General features: G+C 72.3%; 16 protein-coding genes. 5 read left to right on the top strand and 11 right to left on the bottom strand.

Translation table 11 applies throughout. The features are described 5' to 3' along the window. Positions 1-13 precede the first annotated feature (13 nt). Entirely contained in the window at positions 14-439 is a 426-nt protein-coding gene (locus DRV96_RS06605; protein WP_119289107.1) for a BLUF domain-containing protein, read from the top strand. A 136-nt stretch (positions 440-575) separates the two neighbouring features. Here DRV96_RS06605 and DRV96_RS06600 read toward each other — a convergent pair whose 3' ends face one another. The 7 genes from DRV96_RS06600 to DRV96_RS06570 all read right to left on the bottom strand — a co-directional run bounded on the left by DRV96_RS06600 (position 576) and on the right by DRV96_RS06570 (position 8,146). Beyond that, entirely contained in the window at positions 576-1,847 is a 1,272-nt protein-coding gene (locus tag DRV96_RS06600; RefSeq protein ID WP_119289233.1) for an NAD(P)/FAD-dependent oxidoreductase, read from the bottom strand. A gap of 11 nt (positions 1,848-1,858) precedes the next feature. Continuing rightward, entirely contained in the window at positions 1,859-2,197 is a 339-nt protein-coding gene (locus DRV96_RS06595; RefSeq protein WP_336470511.1) for a c-type cytochrome, read from the bottom strand. A 144-nt stretch (positions 2,198-2,341) separates the two neighbouring features. Then, positions 2,342-2,887 carry a LemA family protein gene (locus DRV96_RS06590; RefSeq protein ID WP_119289105.1) on the bottom strand — a complete coding sequence of 182 codons (546 nt, stop codon included), beginning with the start codon at positions 2,885-2,887 and terminating at the stop codon, positions 2,342-2,344. Between the two features lie 16 nt (positions 2,888-2,903). Continuing rightward, a complete protein-coding gene (locus DRV96_RS06585; protein ID WP_119289103.1) occupies positions 2,904-4,217 on the bottom strand; it encodes a glutamate-5-semialdehyde dehydrogenase in 1,314 nt (437 codons plus the stop codon). 55 nt (positions 4,218-4,272) lie between these two features. Beyond that, positions 4,273-5,241 carry an AEC family transporter gene (locus DRV96_RS06580; protein WP_119289101.1) on the bottom strand — a complete coding sequence of 323 codons (969 nt, stop codon included), beginning with the start codon at positions 5,239-5,241 and terminating at the stop codon, positions 4,273-4,275. Beyond that, positions 5,238-5,540, bottom strand: a complete 303-nt coding sequence (locus DRV96_RS06575; RefSeq protein WP_235823309.1) for a DUF167 domain-containing protein — start codon at positions 5,538-5,540, stop codon at positions 5,238-5,240. The genes DRV96_RS06580 and DRV96_RS06575 overlap by 4 nt, the downstream gene beginning before the upstream one ends. 5 nt (positions 5,541-5,545) lie before the next feature. Beyond that, the gene (locus DRV96_RS06570; RefSeq protein ID WP_119289099.1) at positions 5,546-8,146 is read right to left on the bottom strand and encodes a DNA topoisomerase III; all 2,601 of its coding nucleotides are present in this window, start codon (positions 8,144-8,146) and stop codon (positions 5,546-5,548) included. A 123-nt stretch (positions 8,147-8,269) separates the two neighbouring features. Between DRV96_RS06570 and DRV96_RS06565 the strand changes: the two genes are divergently transcribed. The 3 genes from DRV96_RS06565 to DRV96_RS06555 are packed head-to-tail and all read left to right on the top strand — an operon-like array spanning position 8,270 to position 10,033. Next, entirely contained in the window at positions 8,270-8,803 is a 534-nt protein-coding gene (locus tag DRV96_RS06565; RefSeq protein ID WP_119289096.1) for an SET domain-containing protein, read from the top strand. A gap of 19 nt (positions 8,804-8,822) precedes the next feature. After that, positions 8,823-9,752 (top strand): biotin--[acetyl-CoA-carboxylase] ligase, encoded by a 930-nt coding sequence (locus tag DRV96_RS06560; RefSeq protein ID WP_119289094.1) that lies wholly within the window; start codon positions 8,823-8,825, stop codon positions 9,750-9,752. Then, positions 9,749-10,033: a hypothetical protein gene (locus DRV96_RS06555; protein WP_119289092.1), complete on the top strand. Its 285-nt coding sequence runs from the start codon at positions 9,749-9,751 to the stop codon at positions 10,031-10,033. Before DRV96_RS06560 ends, DRV96_RS06555 begins: the two co-directional genes overlap by 4 nt. Positions 10,034-10,068: 35 nt before the next feature. On the opposite strand, the gene DRV96_RS06550 is transcribed toward DRV96_RS06555, so the two are convergent. From DRV96_RS06550 to tkt, 4 genes are all read right to left on the bottom strand, one after another. Then, positions 10,069-11,772 (bottom strand): S8 family peptidase, encoded by a 1,704-nt coding sequence (locus DRV96_RS06550; RefSeq protein ID WP_119289090.1) that lies wholly within the window; start codon positions 11,770-11,772, stop codon positions 10,069-10,071. 43 nt (positions 11,773-11,815) lie between these two features. Continuing rightward, the gene (locus tag DRV96_RS06545) at positions 11,816-12,166 is read right to left on the bottom strand and encodes a hypothetical protein (RefSeq protein WP_119289088.1); all 351 of its coding nucleotides are present in this window, start codon (positions 12,164-12,166) and stop codon (positions 11,816-11,818) included. Positions 12,167-12,308: 142 nt separating this feature from the next. Next, positions 12,309-13,307 (bottom strand): type I glyceraldehyde-3-phosphate dehydrogenase, encoded by a 999-nt coding sequence (gene gap / locus DRV96_RS06540; protein ID WP_119289086.1) that lies wholly within the window; start codon positions 13,305-13,307, stop codon positions 12,309-12,311. Between the two features lie 34 nt (positions 13,308-13,341). After that, entirely contained in the window at positions 13,342-15,390 is a 2,049-nt protein-coding gene (tkt, locus tag DRV96_RS06535; protein WP_235823308.1) for a transketolase, read from the bottom strand. A gap of 199 nt (positions 15,391-15,589) precedes the next feature. On the opposite strand from tkt, the gene DRV96_RS06530 reads away from it, so the two are divergent. Then, positions 15,590-16,165, top strand: coding sequence for a hemerythrin domain-containing protein (locus DRV96_RS06530; RefSeq protein WP_119289084.1), 576 nt, complete (start codon positions 15,590-15,592; stop codon positions 16,163-16,165). Positions 16,166-16,186 lie beyond the last annotated feature (21 nt).

Genomic DNA, 16,186 nt, shown 5'->3' with positions numbered 1-16,186 from the left:
AGGAGCCGCCACCATGCTCGTGCGCCTGATGTATGCCAGCCGCGCCGTCGACGCCGTCGACGACGACGATCTGCTCGCGATCCTGCGCAAGTCCAAGACCAACAACCCGTCGCACGGCATCACCGGCGTGCTGTGCTACTCCGAGGGCGTGTTCATCCAGGTGCTCGAAGGCGGCCGCAGCGCCGTCAACCGGCTGTACAACCGCATCGTCGGCGATGCGCGGCACACTGACGTCGTGCTGCTGAGCTACGAGGAGATCGGCGAGCGCCGCTTCGCGAACTGGTCGATGGGCCAGGTCAACATGCACCGCCTGAACCCGGCGCTGCTGCTGAAGTACTCCGAGCGCGCGACGCTCGACCCCTACGCCGTCAGCGGCAAGGTGTCGATGGCGCTTTTCGAGGAACTCGTCTCGACCGCGTCGGTGATGGGCCAGTCCTGAGCCGGACTGGCGCTGCGGCGCGAGGGTGGCCGCGGCAGGCCCTGGTCGAGCCGCTGCCGCGGAGCCGCCTGCGCCGCTGCGCAGGCGCTACCCCCCTCGAGGAAGAGGCGGCCGCAGGCCGCCCGGTCCGGGTTGGTCACACCAGCATGTCCGACCAGATCGTGCGCGCCCAGTTCCAGGCGTACAGCCCTTCCTTCTCGTTGGCCGCCGGCGACAGGCCGCCCGAGCCGGGCACCGTCTTGAACGTCTTGTCGACCGGGTCGTACGCGTGGACGCTGGCCACGTGCACGACGTTGCTCGCGTCGACGAAGCTGTAGCAGGTGTTGGTCAGCATCGGCGCCGGGTTGACGGGCCAGCCCGCGAGCCGCGCGACGACGGCCGCGGCCGCGACCTTGGCGTGGCTGTTGGCCATGTGGCCGCTCTTGGGCATCGCCGGCGCGAGCAGGATCGAGTCGCCGATCACGTGGATGTCCTTGGCCACCGTCGACTCGAACGTCAGGTAGTCGACCGGGCACCAGCGCGCATTCGCGGTCGCCAGCCCCGTCTGCACCGCGAGCAGCCCGGCGCGCTGCTGCGGCACGACGTTGAGCACGTCGCCGCGCACGTCGTCGCCGACCTCGAGCTTGAGCGTCTTGCGCGCCGCGTCGACGCCGACCACCTTCTGCCCGCTGCGGTACTCGACGATGCCGCGGTACAGGTCGGCCCAGGCCTTCTTGAACAGCGGCCCCTTCGACGTGACGTCGGGGTTGGCGTCGAGCACCAGCACCTTCGAGCGCGGCTTGGCCGACTTGAAGTAGCTCGCGACCTGGCACGCGCGCTCGTAGGGCCCCGGCGGGCAGCGGTACGGCGCCAGCGGGATCGACAGCACGTAGACGCCGCCGTCGGGCATCGCCTCGAGCTGGCGGCGCAGCGCGGCCGTCTCCGCACCCGCCTTCCACGCGTGCAGCACGCGGCCGTCGGCGTTGGCCGCGCGCAGCCCCTCGACGGTGTCGAACTGCAGGTCGATGCCCGGCGCGAGGATCATCTTGTCGTAGGCGATCGTCGGGCCCGACGCCAGCGTGGCGACCTTCTTCGCCGGGTCGATCGACGCGACCATGTCGCGCACGATGCGCACGCCGTGGTTCTTCTCGAGCGTCGAGTACGGCCGCGTGATGTCGGCCATCGTGCGCGTGCCGCCGAGCACGACGTTGCTGATCGGGCAGCTGACGAAGTTCTCGTTCGGCTCGACGAGCACGACGTCGACGGTGTAGTTCGAGAACAAGCGCACGTACTTGGCCGCCGTCGCGCCGCCGTAGCCGCCGCCGACGACGAGCACGCGCGTCTTGCCCGGCACGCCCACGCTGGCGCAGCCGGCCAGCCCCAAGCCCCCCAGCGCTGCGGCGCCGGCCAGCCATTCGCGTCGTTGCATCGTGCCCCCCTTCACTTCTTCTGCGCCGCGAAGTAGGCGGCGATCTGCTGGATCTGCTCGTCGCTGAAGCCCTTGGCCAGCTGGTGCATCACGGTGGCCGGGCGCTCGCCCTTCTTGAACGCCTGCATCTGCGCGACCATGTAGGTTGCGGGCATGCCGGCCAGCGCCGGCACCTCGCCGGTGTCGATGCCGCGGCCGAACGTGCCGTGGCAGTTCGCGCAGGTGGCGGCCAGCGCCTTGACGTACAGCGCCTGCGCGTCCTGCGCGAGCGCGGGGGCGGCGCCGAGCGCCAGGCCCAGGACCCACCCGGCGCGGCGCACCCGGGCGGCGAAGGCAGAGGTCGGTGTCACGTGAACGGTCTCCTTGGTGGCGCCGCCGGCACGGCGCGCGGCGGCGGTCGGCGCCGATTGTCGATCGCGTCGCCGGGCGCCACAAACCCCCCCCACGCGCCGATCGACGCGAAATCGGGGAATGTCCCAAGAGCCGGCGCGACGCTACCAGCGCGCCGCGGCGGCGAACCCGTACAGCGGCCCGAGCAGCCGTGTCGGGAACTGCGCGATCGCGGCGTTGTAGGCGTCGACCGCGTCGTTGAACGCGGTGCGCGCGAACGCGATGCGCAGGTCGGCGTCGTGCAGCTCGCGCAGCAGCGCGGCGACGTCGTCGTGCTCGCGCAGCGCGGGCTGCTGGTCGACGAGCGCGAGCAGCCGCTCGATCGCCGACGACAGCGCCGCGTCGCCGCGCGCGAACGCCGGCAGCGCGTCGGGGGCCGTCGGCTTGCGCGCGACGCGCTCGGCCGCCGCCTGCGCCTGCGCGTGCGCCTCGACGACGGCGTCGAGCGCGCGCGCCTCGGCCACCAGCGGCGCACGCAGCGCCTGCACCAGCCGCGGCAGCGCGTCGCCGCGGCGGCGCAGCTGCTCGTCGATATGGCCCCAGGCCGTGTGGATCGCGTGGCGCAACGCGACGAGGCGGTTGTAGGCGCCGAACATCCACAGCGCCAGCACCGCGACAACGACGACCGGCAGCAGCTCGCCCGCGGTCATGCGGCCGGCGCGGGTCTCAGCCGCGCACCTCGCCCTGGCCGAGCACGATCCACTTCAGCGAGGTCAGCCCCTCGAGGCCGACCGGACCGCGCGCATGCAGCTTGTCGGTGCTGATGCCGATCTCGGCGCCCAGACCGTACTCGAAGCCGTCGGCGAAGCGGGTGCTCGCGTTGACCATCACGCTGGCCGAATCGACCTCGCGCAGGAAGCGCATCGCGTTCGAGTGGTTCGTCGTCAGGATCGCGTCGGTGTGGTGCGAGCCGTAGCGGTTGACGTGCGCGATCGCCTCGTCGAGCGAGTCGACGACCTTGACGCTGATGACCGGCGCGAGGTATTCCTCGGCCCAGTCCTGCTCGGTCGCGTCGACGACGCGCGCGCCGGCGACCATCTGCAGCAGCGCCTTGCTGCGCGGGCAGCAGCGCATCTCGACGCCCTTGGCGGCGAACACGGCACCGATGCGCGGCAGGAACGCCGCGGCCTGCTTCGCGTGCACGAGCAGCGACTCGGCGGCGTTGCACGGGCTGTACTTCTGCGTCTTCGCGTTGTCGGTGACCCTCACCGCCAGCTCGAGGTCGACCTCGGCGTCGACGTAGACGTGGCAGTTGCCGTCGAGGTGCTTGATGACGGGCACCTTCGCCTCGGCGCTGATGCGCTCGATCAGGCCCTTGCCGCCGCGCGGGATGACGACGTCGACGAACTCGGGCATCGCGATCAGGTGCCCGACCGCAGCGCGGTCGGTCGTCTCGACGAGCTGCACGGCCTGCGGCGGCAGGCCGGCGTCGTCCAGCGCCGCCTGCACCGTCTTCCACAGCGCGACGTTGGAGTGGATGGCCTCCGAGCCGCCGCGCAGGATGCACGCGTTGCCGCTCTTGATCGCCAGCGACGCGGCCTCGATCGTCACGTTCGGGCGGCTCTCGTAGATCATCCCGAACACGCCGATCGGCACGCGCATGCGCCCGACGCTGATGCCGCTCGGCCGGCGCTTGACGTCGCCGATCTCGCCGACCGGGTCGGGCATCGCGGCGATCTGCTCGCAGCCCTCGGCCACGGTCGCGATGACTTTCGGTGTCAGCCGCAGGCGGTCGACGAGCGGTGCGGCCAGGCCGGCCGCCTCGGCCGCGGCGATGTCGCGCGCGTTGGCGGCCTGCAGCGCCGCCGCGTCGTCGCGCAGCCGGCGCGCGAGCGCGCGCAGCGCGGCGTCCTTGGCCGCCGTCGGTGCGGCGGCCATGCGCGCCGCGGCGCTGCGTGCGGCCGCGCCGAGGCGCTGCATCAGCGCGTGCGTCGCCGCTGCGGGAGCCGGCGTCGTCGCGAAGGCTTCTGGAGCATTCATCGCGCCGATTGTCGCAAAGCCCCGGCGGCGCGTGCGCCGCGGCGCGCGCCGGCGCTCAGCGCTCGATCCAGCCCAGCACCGCGAGCCACAGCGTGGCCGACGCGACGAAGGCCAGCGTCGACAGCACGATCGCCGCGCTGGCCTCGGCCTGCAGCGTGCCGTAGCGCTGCGCGAACAGCAGCGCGTTGCTGCCCACCGGGAGCGCGGCCATCATCACGACGACCGCCAGCGGCGTGCCCTCGAGCCCGAAGCCCCAGTGCGCGACGGCGAGCACGACCAGCGGCAGCCCGAGCAGCTTGACCGCCGCGAGCGCCGCCGCACCGGCCAGCCCGCCCTTGAGGTCGTAGGCGTGCAGCGACGCGCCGATCAGCACCAGGCACACCGGCACCACCGCCGCGCCGAGCCCGCGCAGCGCCTCGTCGACGACGCCCGGCAGCCCGAAGCCCGCCACGTTCCACGCCAGCCCGGCGAGCACCGGCAGCACGACGGGGTGGACGACGGTGTTGCGCACCGTCGAGCGCAGCGTCGAGCCCCAGGTCGCACGGTGGTCGACGCGCGCGAGGTCGCTCTCGACGAGCACCGTCAGCAGCGTCAGCAGGATCAGCCCGTGCACGCTGACCAGCGCGATGTGGATGCCCAGCCCGGCCTCGCCGAACAGTGCCGCCGCCAGCGGGATGCCCAGCTGCAGCGCGTTGCCGTAGGTCGCGCCGATCGCGCGCGTGGCCGGCGCCGCCGGGCCGTGTGCGGCCGCCGCGCGCCTTTGCACCCAGTACACCGCCAGCAGCCACGTGCACGCCGGCACGAAGTACGCCGCCAGCGTGCGCCACGGCAGCGCCGCCAGCTCGAGCCGCGCCATCGTGCGAAACAGCAGTGCCGGCACGAACAGGTTGAACGCCGCCGCCGACAGCACGCGCACCGCGGTGCCGCCGTGCGCGTCTCCGAGCCAGCGCGCGCGCGCCGCGATCCAGCCCAGCGCGATGGTGGCGAAGATCGCCGCCAGCTTGGCGTAGATCGCCGCGGTCACGCCGCCTCCAGCACGCGCGCGAGCCACGCCTCGACGTCGGCCGGCGGCAGGTCGATCTCGACCCACTTGCGCCGTGACGACGCGCCGCGCACGAGCCGCACCGCGCGCTGCGGCACGTGCAGCTGCGCCGCGAGCCAGGCCCGCAGCGCCTCGTTGGCGCGGCCGTCGAGCGGCGGGGCGGCCAGCCGCACGCGCAGCGCGCCGTCGTGCAGGCCGTCGGCGGCCGACGTTCGCGCGTTGGGCACCACGGCAACGGCGAGCCGGCTCGCGCCGCCGTGCGGCCTCAGGCAGGGAGGCATCGCCGCTATGCGCCGGCCGGCTTCGCCGCGGCCTTCTTCGCCGCGGCCTTCTTGGCTGGCACTTTCGCGGCGCGCGGCTCGAACTCGAAGCCGACCTTGCCCTCCTTCGCGTCCCACGCGAGGTAGGCCTTGAACTTGCGCCGCGTCTTGTTCGAGACGAAATTCTCCAGCAGGCTGGTCCTGCCGGTGGCCAGCAGCTTGCTCATCTCCTCGCGCGCGACGGGCTGCTGCAGGATGATCTTGCCGCTCTTGAAGTCGCAGGTCGGGTGCGGCCCGACGGCGTGCTCGCACACGTAGCTCGTGCCGTGCTCGTAGACGTGGCCCTTGCACTTCGGGCAGGGCCCGAGCGAGGCCTGGCCCGAGAAGTCGACCGGCTCGCCGGCGCCCTCGGCCTGCTTCGCGTCCTCGCCGAAGTCGAACTCGAGCCGCCAGTTGGCGATCTCGGGATCGTGCACGAGGCGCAGCTCGGCGGTGAACGGCCAGCCGGCTTTCGAGCGGAAGCCCTCGAGCGGGCCGATCTTCTTGTCGCGCAGCAAGACCTCGGCCTCGGCGATCTCGAACGGACGGCCGGCCGGGATCTTCGTGATCGAGAAGCCGCAGCCTTCACCGCCGTCGCGGCCGGTGCAGACGAAGCGGCGGTAGTTCTCCTTGACGACGCCGCCGCAGTTCGGGCACGGGGTGGCGAGCGTCGCGTAGTCGCCCGGGATCGTGTCGCGGTCGTACTCCTTGGCCTTCTTCACGATGCGCTCGGCCATCTTCGCGATCTCGGCCATGAAGGCCTCGCGCGAGAGCTTGCCGTGCTCCATCTGCGCGAGCTGGTACTCCCAGTTGCCGGTCAGCTCGGGGCGGGTCAGGTCCTCGACGCCGAGCCCGCGCAGCAGCGTCATCAGCTGGAATGCCTTCGCGGTGGGCACCAGCTCGCGGCCCTCGCGCACGAGGTACTTCTCGGCGATCAGCCCTTCGATGATCGCCGCGCGCGTGGCCGGCGTGCCCAGCCCCTTCTCGGCCATCGCCTCGCGCAGCTCGTCGTCGTCGATCAGCTTGCCCGCGCCTTCCATCGCGCTGAGCAGCGTCGCCTCGGTGTAGCGTGCCGGCGGGCGCGTCTTGAGGGCCACGACGTCGACGCTCTCGGTCCTCACGACCTCGCCGGGCTGCACCGGCACCAGGTTCGCGTCCTCCTCCTGCGCCTCCTTGCCGTAGACGGCGAGCCAGCCGGGGTTGACGAGCACCTTGCCGCTGGTCTGGAAGGCGTAGGCCTTGCCGTCGCGCTCGACGGTGCTCGTGCGCGTCGTCACCAGGTACTCGGCGCTCGGGTAGAACACGGCGAGGAAGCGCTTGACGACGAGGTCGTACAGCTTGGCCTCGGCCTCGGTCAGCGCCTTCGGCGCCTGCAGTGTCGGGATGATCGCGAAGTGGTCCGACACCTTCGCGTTGTCGAACACGCGCTTGCTCGGCTTGACGTAGCCTTCGTTGAGCGCGAAGCGCGCGTGCTTCGCGAGGTCGCGCAGCGGCCCGGGCAGGTCCTCGTCGGCGATCGTCTCGAAGGTCTTCCTGACGACGCCGAGGTAGTCCTCGGGCAGGTGGCGCGAGTCGGTGCGCGGGTAGGTCAGCACCTTGTGCTTCTCGTAGAGCGCCTGCGCGAGCGCGAGCGTCGTCTTCGCGCTGAAGCCGAAGCGCGAGTTGGCCTCGCGCTGCAGCGTCGTCAGGTCGTACAGCAGCGGGCTGGCCTGCGAGCTCGGCTTGGCCTCCTCGACGACGCGCGCGGGCTGGCCGCGGCACGCGTCGGCGATGGCCTGCGCGGCAGCCTCGTCCCACACGCGGTCGGCGCGCGCGTCGGGATCGTCACCTTTCTTGAAGGCGGGGTCGAACCACTTGCCCTCATATTGCCCGGCCTGCGCGTCGAACGTGGCCTTGACCTCCCAGTACGGGCGCGCGACGTGCTTGCGGATCTTCTCCTCGCGCTCGACGACGATCGACAGCGTGGGCGTCTGCACGCGCCCGACGGTGGTCAGGAAGAAGCCGCCGTCGCGCGAGTTGAACGCCGTCATCGCGCGCGTGCCGTTGATGCCCACCAGCCAGTCGGCCTCGCTGCGGCTTCGCGCCGCCGCGGCAAGGCCCTGCATCTGGCGGTCGTCGCGCAGCTGCGCGAAGCCGTCGCGGATCGCCTGCGGCGTCATGCTCTGCAGCCACAGCCGCTTGATCGGCTTGTCGACCGGCTTCTTCTCGCTGCCCGCGTACTGCACGATCAGGCGGAAGATCAGCTCGCCCTCGCGCCCGGCGTCGCAGGCGTTGATGATCTCGCTGACGTCCTTGCGCCGGATCTGCTTGACGATCGCGTTGAGCCGGCTCTTGGCCTTGTCGATCGGCGCGAGCTCGAAGTGCGGCGGAATCACCGGCAGGTGCGCGAAGCTCCACTTGCCGCGCTTGACGTCGTACTCCTCGGGAGCCTTGATCTCGACCAGGTGCCCCACCGCCGAGGTGACGACGTAGCGCTCGTTCTCGAAGTGGTCGTCGTGCTTTTCGAACTTGCCCGCCACGGGCGTGAGCGCGCGCACGATGTCCTGCGCGACGCTGGGCTTCTCGGCAATGATGAGGGCTTTGCTCATGGTCTCGTCGTCGGGGCCGCGGGTGCGGCGCACGCGGCGCCGCCGGGGACGGCGTGCCTACAATCCGCCGTCCTCGCGCGCACGCACACACGCACGCGCGCGCCCATGGAATCAATGTACCGAATGAAGAAGACCCCGCAACCCGACGGCGCCGGCCCTGCACTGCGCCGCGCCGTCCACCACGACGCCGGCCGCACCGACGCGCGGCCGGGCGGGCGGCGCATCCAGGTGCGGCGCTCGGGCGTGCACGGCAAGGGTGTGTTCGCGCTGCGCCCGATCCCGGCCGGCACGACGATCATCGAGTACAAGGGCGAGGTCATCTCGTGGAAGGAGGCGGTGCGCCGCCACCCGCACGACCCGTCGAACCCCGACCACACGTTCTATTTCCACATCGACGACGGCCGCGTGATCGACGGCTCACGGCGCGGCAACGCGGCGCGCTGGATCAACCACGCGTGCGAGCCGAACTGCGAGGCCGACGAAGTCGACGGTCGCGTGTTCGTCAAGGCGCTGCGCGACATCGCGCCCGGCGAGGAACTGTTCTACGACTACCGGCTGATGCTCGAGGGCCGCCACACGCCGAAGGTCAAGAAGCAGTTCGCCTGCCACTGCGGCCAGCCGCGCTGTCGCGGCACGATGCTGGCGCCCAAGCGCTGAGCGCCCTGCACGCGCCGCCATGCGTGAGGGTCCGCTGTCCGCCACCGGCGTGAACGCCTGGGACGTCGAGTCGCTGTGGGAGCGGCTGTGGGCCGTGCTGCCGGGCATCTCGGTCGAGGTCATCGCACGCTGCGACTCGACCAACACCGTGCTCGTCGAACGCGCGCGCGCGTCGAGCGGCTGGCCCGACCAGCCGGTCACGGCACCGGGCGCGCTGGCCGATGCCGCCGACGGCGCGACGCCACCGCTCGGCCGCCGCGCCGTCGACACGCAGCCCTGCCTGCTCGTCGCCGAGGACCAGATGCAGGGGCGCGGTCGGCACGGACGGCCGTGGCAGTCGGCGCGCGGCGCGTCGCTGACGTTCTCGCTCGCACTGCCGCTGGCGCCGGCCGACTGGTCGGGGCTGTCGCTGGCGGTCGGCGTCGCGCTGGCCGACGCGCTCGATCCGCCGGCGCCCGGCACCGCGCCGCGCATCGGCCTCAAGTGGCCCAACGACTTGTGGCTGCTCGACGCGCCCGGGCGCGGCCGCAAGCTCGGCGGCATCCTGATCGAGACGGTGGCCGTCGGCCGGCTGCGCATGGCCGTGATCGGCGTGGGGCTCAACGTGGCGCCGCAGACCCTCGACGGGCTCGACACCGGCTACGCGTGTCTGCAAGAACTCGACGCCGGCCTCACCGTGCCTGCGGCGCTGCACTGCGTCGCGGTGCCGCTCGCGCAGGCGCTGGTGCGCTACGAGCGCGAGGGTTTCGCCGCCTTCGCCGAAGGCTTTGCACGCCGCGACCTGCTGCGCGACCGGCCGGTGACGACGGCGTCGCCCGCGGTGCCGCAGGGCATCGCGCTCGGCGTGACCGCCACAGGCGCGCTGCGCGTGCGCGCGACCGACGGCCACGTGCACGAGATCAGCAGCGGCGAAGTCCGCGTGCGGCCGCACGACGGAGCGCCGACATGATGCGCTGGCTCGTGCTGTTGCTGCTGCTCGTCAACATCGCGCTGTACGCGTGGAACGCCGGCTGGCTGCCGGCGCCGCTGGGCGTCTCCACCGACGGCCCGCGCGAGCCGCAGCGGCTGCAGCGGCAGGTCAATGCCGAGGCGGTGCGCATCGTGCCGGAAACAGCGTCGCTGGCGGCCGAGGCCGCGTCCGAGCCGGCCTCGGGCGTGGCCGACGCGGCCTCGGAGCCGGCCGCGTCGGCACCGGGCAACGGCGCAGCCCCGGCCGCGCGCACGCCCTGACCGGCCGCGGCGGGCAAGACCCCGCCGCGAGGCCCTCAGTCGGCGGCCGGGTCGGCGGCGGCCGCGCGCCGACCTTGTCGGCGCAAGAGCCACGTCGCCGCGACGAGGCCGAGCAGCCACCCCGGGTGCGCTGCGCCGCCCCCTCCGCTCGAGACCTGCGGCTCGAGGGCGAGCGCGACCGCGGCACCGGCGTCGAGCAGGCCAGCGCCGCAGGTCGTCGTCGTGCAGTTGCACTCGAGCTGCGGCACGTCGTCGAAACCGCTCGGCACCGTGCACGTCGGCAGCGTGGGGTCGAAGGGGAACGGCCGCGCGCTCGCCCTGAGCCGGTCGCCGACCGTGCTCGGGCGCAGCTGCGGCTGCACCGACAGCATCAGACCCGCCGTCGCCGCGACCAGCGGCGACGCGAAGCTGGTGCCGATCGTCGCGTCCGCACCGGCGCTGGTGTACGTCGGATCCCTGGGCACGGTGGTGCCGTCGTTCGAGGTGGTCACCAGCGGGTAGAGGCACTCGCCAGACAGGTTGACGCAGTTGCCCGCCGGCGCCGCCAGCGCGACCTCGGGGCCGAGGTTCGAGTAGCCGACCTTGGTGCCGACGTGGCGCACGCCCGCTACCGCGATGACGCCGCGGCAGTTGGCCGGCTGGTTCACCGCGACGCCTTCGTTGCCAGCGGCCGCGACGACGACGACACCGATCGCGCGCACTTCATCGATCGCGCTCTGGTAGGTGCTGCTGCACCGGTTCGCGGAGCCGAGGCTCAGGTTGATCACACGCGCCGGGTTCGGGTTCGTCGGCACACCGTCGACCGGCAAGCCCGCCGCCCAGCGGATCGCCGCCGCGATGTCCGACACGTAGCCGCCGCACTTGCCGAGCGCGCGCACCGGCAGCACCTTCAGGCGCCAGCCCGTGCCGGCCATCCCGACTGCGTTGTCGGTCAGTGCGCCGACGAGGCCCGCGGTCTGGGTGCCGTGCCAGCTGCTGTTGGAGACGCCGCACCCGGCAAAGAAGCCGCTCGCGTTCTCGTCGGTTGTGATCCAGTCGCCCGGGTCGCTCGCATCGGGATCCCAGCCGTCGCCGTCGTTGGCGGTGAGGAACACGCCGATGCTGTCGGGCGAGACGAAGTCGTACCCCGGCAGCAGCTTGCCGGCCAGATCCGGATGGTCGAAGCGCACACCCGTGTCGATCACGGCGACGACGATGCCATCGGCCCCCTGCGTGCGCACCCACGCGGCCGGTGCGTCGATCGCCGCGACCTCGGTCGCGTTCGGCGCCCGCAAGTACCACTGGCCGACCGCCGGCATCGGCGACGGCTGCCCGTCGGCGTACAGCGGATCGTCCGGCGCCGCCGTGGTCTGCGCGATGCGCTGGCGCTCGTCGACCTCGGCCCACGCGACGAGCGGGTCGGCGCGCAGGCGGGCCGCCAGCACGTCGGCCGGCATGTCACGCGCGAACACGACCTGCGTGCGCGGCGCCGGGCTCGGCCCGTCGGCAAGCACGAAGCCGTGGCGCTCGCCGAGCGCGCGTGCCATGCGCAGCGGCGCGAAGACGCCGGCGCGCGCGACGCGCTCGCCCTCGAGCACCACGTCGTCCCGGAAGCGCACGATCACGCGTGCCAGCGGCGCCGGTTCGGCGCGCGGCGCCGGCAGTGGCCGCGACGGGCCGCGCTCGGCCGCCGTCGCGGTCATCGCCGCGAGGACGCACGCGAGCACCGCGACCCACGTCGTGAAAATCCATCTGCGCATCGTCGGGTTCCCTTGCTGCTGGGCCGTCGGGGTCGTGGGCCGGTCAACGCGCGGTGCCGGGCGGCGGTGGCGGCGGCACGCGCTGGCGCTCGTCGAGCCGCAGGTCGGCCACCAGGGCACGGTCGGCGCGCAGGCGCTCGATCGCGGCGGCGCACGCGTTGCCGTGGCAGTCGAGCCGCAGCCCGACGGTGCGCGCGTCGACCGGCGCCCACACCGTGACCGGCACGCCGGCACGCGCCGCGACGGCCGCGCGCAGCGCGTCGCCCTGCGGCGCGCCGACGGCGGCGGTCAGCACGAGGCGCGGCGACGGTGGCATCTCGTGTGCGCAGCCCGACAGCGCGACCAGCAGCGACAGCGCCGCGAGCGCGGATCGACGGCGGGAGGGGACGGACATCGGGGACAGCGGCCGCACGGTCGCCCGATTGTGACCGCTGCGCGTGACAGCCGGCGGCGCGTTCCGGCGGCGTCACCGTGCGCCACGCCGCAAACGGCGAGGGCCGCCTCGCGGCGGCCCTCTTCACACGAGAGCGACGCGCTCAGCGCCCGATCACGCGCACCATGTTCAGCAGGTTGCACGAGTAGCCGTACTCGTTGTCGTACCACGAGACGACCTTGACGAAGGTCGGGTCGAGCATGATGCCGGCCTCGGCGTCGAACACGCTCGGGCAGGTCTCGCCGCGGAAGTCAGTGGCGACGACCTTGTCCTCGGTGTAGCCGAGCACGCCCTTCATCGGGCCCTCGCTGGCGGCCTTCATCGCCGCGCAGATCGCCTCGTACGTCGTCTCCTTGTTCAGCTCGACGGTCAGGTCGACGACCGAGACGTCGGAGGTCGGCACGCGGAACGCCATGCCGGTGAGCTTCTTGTTCAGCGCCGGGATCACCTTGCCCACCGCCTTCGCGGCGCCGGTGCTGCTCGGAATGATGTTCTCGAGGATGCCGCGGCCGCCGCGCCAGTCCTTGTTGCTCGGGCCGTCGACCGTCTTCTGCGTCGCGGTGGCGGCGTGCACCGTCGTCATCAGGCCGCGCTTGACGCCGAAGTGGTCGTTGAGCACCTTGGCCACCGGCGCGAGGCAGTTCGTCGTGCACGACGCGTTCGAGACGATGGCCTGCCCGGCGTAGGTGTCGTGATTGACGCCGTAGACGAACATCGGCGTGTCGTCCTTCGAGGGCGCGCTCTGGATGACCTTCTTCGCGCCGGCGTCGAGGTGCTTCTGGCAGGTGTCGAGCGTCAGGAACAGGCCGGTGGACTCGACGACGACGTCCGCGCCGACGTCGCCCCAGGCGAGCTGCGCCGGGTCCTTCACCGCGGTCAGGCGGATCTTCTTGCCATTGACGATCAGCGTCGAGCCGTCGACGGCCACTTCGCCCTGGAAGCGCCCGTGCACCGAGTCGTACTTCAGCATGTACGCGAGGTAGTCGGGCTCGAGCAGGTCGTTGATGCCGACGACCTCGATGTCGGGGAAGTGCTTGACGGCGGCGCGGAACACCATGCGCCCGATGCGGCCGAAGCCGTTGATGCCTACGCGGATGGTCATGACGGGTCTCCTGGTTGACGAGGGGTGGCGGTGATCACTGGGACAGAACCTGACGCACCGTGTCGGCGACGTTGCGCGCGGTGAAGTGGAAGTGCTCGAACAGCGCGGCGGCCGGCGCGCTCTCGCCGTAGGTGTCGATGCCGACGACCGCGGCGCAGCCGTACTTCCACCAGAAGTCGGTCACGCCGGCCTCCACCGCGACGCGCGGCAGTTTGGGCGGCAGCACGGCCGTCTTGTAGTCCACGCTCTGGCGGTCGAACACCGTCGTGCTGGGCATGCTGACGACGCGCACCGCGATGCCGTGCTCGTTGGCGAGCAGCTGCTGCGCGTGCAGCGCGAGCTGCACCTCGCTGCCGGTGGCCACGATCACCGCCTGCGCCTTCCTGCGCAGGCCCACCTCGCTCGGCTCGGCGAGCACGTAGGCACCCTTGGCGATGTCGTCGAGGCCGGCCTTCGGCGCGTACGGCAGGTTCTGGCGCGACAGCAGCAGCGCGCTCGGGCGCGTCGCGTTGCCCAGCGCCATCGTCCACGCGATGACGGTCTCGGCGGTGTCGGCCGGGCGCCAGACGTCGAGGTTCGGGATCAGCCGCAGGCTCGCCGCGTGCTCGACGCTCTGGTGTGTCGGCCCGTCCTCGCCCAGCCCGATGCTGTCGTGCGTGAAGACGTGGATCACGCGTTGCTTCATCAGCGCGGCCATGCGAATCGCGTTGCGGCTGTAGTCGCTGAACGTCAGGAACGTGCCGCCATACGGGATGTAGCCGCCGTGCAGCGCGACACCGTTCATCACGGCGGCCATGCCGAACTCGCGCACGCCGTAGTTGATGTGGCGCCCGCCGTTGGGCCGGCCGTCGGCGTCGAAGCGCAGCGCCGGCGTGCTCGACGTGTTCGTCAGGTTCGAGCCGGTCAGGTCGGCGCTGCCGCCGAGCAGCTCGGGCAGCGCCTTCGTGAACGCCTCGAGCGCGATCTGGCTCGCCTTGCGCGTGGCCACCGTCTCGGCCTTCGTGTGCGCGGCCACCGCCGCGTCGACGGCGACCTGCGCGAAGTTCGCCGGCAGCCGCCCGGCCATGCGGCGCTCGAACTCGTCGGCCAGTTCGGGGTGTGCGGCGCGGTAGGCGACGAAGCGCTGCTCCCACGCGGTCTGCACCGCCGCGCCGCGCGCCTTGGCGTCCCAGGCCTCGTAGACCGCCTCGGGGATCACGAACGGCTCGTGCGGCCAGCCCAGCGCCTCGCGCGTGAGCCTGACCTCGTCGGCACCGAGCGCCTCGCCGTGCACCTTCGCGCTGCCGGCGCGGTTCGGCGAACCCTTGCCGATCGTCGTCTTCGCGACGATCAGCGTCGGCTTGCCGCACGGCGTCTTGGCCTCGGCGATCGCAGCGTCCATCGCGTCGACGTCGTGGCCGTCGACCGGGCCGATCACGCGCCAGCCATAGCCGGCGAAGCGCAGCGCGACGTCGTCGACGTACCACGGCGCGACCGGCCCGTCGATGCTGATGCCGTTGTCGTCGTAGATCACGGCCAGCTTGTCGAGCTTCCACGCGCCGGCCAGCGCGCAGGCCTCGTGGCTGATGCCTTCCATCAGGCAGCCGTCGCCGACGAAGACCCAGGTGCGGTGGTCGACGATGTCGTGCCCGGGACGGTTGAACTCGGCGGCGAGCAGCTTCTCGGCCAGCGCCATGCCCACCGCATTGGCCAGCCCCTGGCCGAGCGGGCCGGTCGTCGTCTCGACGCCGGGCGTGACGCCGACCTCGGGGTGCCCCGGCGTCTTGCTGTGCAGCTGGCGGAAGTGGCGCAGCTCGCTCATCGGCAGGTCGTAGCCCGTGAGGTGCAGCAGCGCGTACAGCAGCATCGAGCCGTGGCCGTTGGACAGCACGAAGCGGTCGCGGTCGGCCCACTGCGGGTCGAGCGGGTTGTGCTTCAGGTGCCGGCCCCACAGCGCGACGGCGATCTCGGCCATGCCCATCGGCGCGCCGGGGTGGCCCGAGTGCGCCTGCTGCACGGCGTCCATCGCCAGCACGCGGATCGCGTCGGCCATCAGCTTGTCGGTGGCCGCGGCCACGCGGGAGGGGTCGAGGACGGAAGACATGGGCGGCGGGCCGACGGCGGATGCGGGAAAAGCCGGATTCTAGGAGCGCGCCCCGGGTCGACCGGCCGCAGCACGGCGGCGCGCAAGGCCCGCATCGTGCGGCCGCGCGGCCGCATCGGGCTTGACATGGCTCAATCCTCGCGCGCCGGGCCGTGCGATGCTGCACCCGCTGCCGGAGGCCCGGCAACGGAGAGCGACGATGCGACCCCTGACGCTGACCGTGATCGAACAGGAGCACCAGGCGCTGTCGGCGATGCTGCGTTCGATGAGCCTGCTGCTCGCGCAGGCACGACGCGAGCAGCGCCTGCCCGACTTCGACGTGCTGCGCGCGATGCTGTTCTACGTCGACGAGTTTCCCGAGCGGCGGCACCACCCGAAGGAGAGCGAGCTGCTGTTCCCGAAGCTGCGCGCGCGTGCGCCCGAGATCGCGCCGGTGCTCGAGCGGCTCGACGCCGACCACGCGCGCGGCGAGAAGGCGATCCGCGACCTCGAGCACGCGCTGCTCGCATTCGAGGTGATGGGCGAGAGCCGCCGTGACGCGTTCGAGCAGGCGCTGGCGCGCTACCTCGACTTCTACCTGCAACACATGGCGCTCGAGGAGCACGAGGTGCTGCCGGCGGCGCGGCGCACGCTGACCGAGGCCGACTGGGCCGAGCTCGACGCCGCGTTCGCCGCCAACCGCGACCCGCTCACCGGCCACGAGCCGAGCGACGAGTTCCGCCCGCTGTTCCAGCGCATCGTCAACCACGCCCCGGCGCCGATCGGGCTGGGCTGACGGCGCCCCTACACTGACGGC

It is taken from the genome of Azohydromonas sediminis (assembly GCF_003574675.1).
Classification (GTDB): domain Bacteria; phylum Pseudomonadota; class Gammaproteobacteria; order Burkholderiales; family Burkholderiaceae_C; genus Calidifontimicrobium; species Calidifontimicrobium sediminis.
The sequence above is the reverse complement of the archived record's forward strand: the minus strand, read 5'-3'. Positions and strand labels throughout refer to the sequence as shown.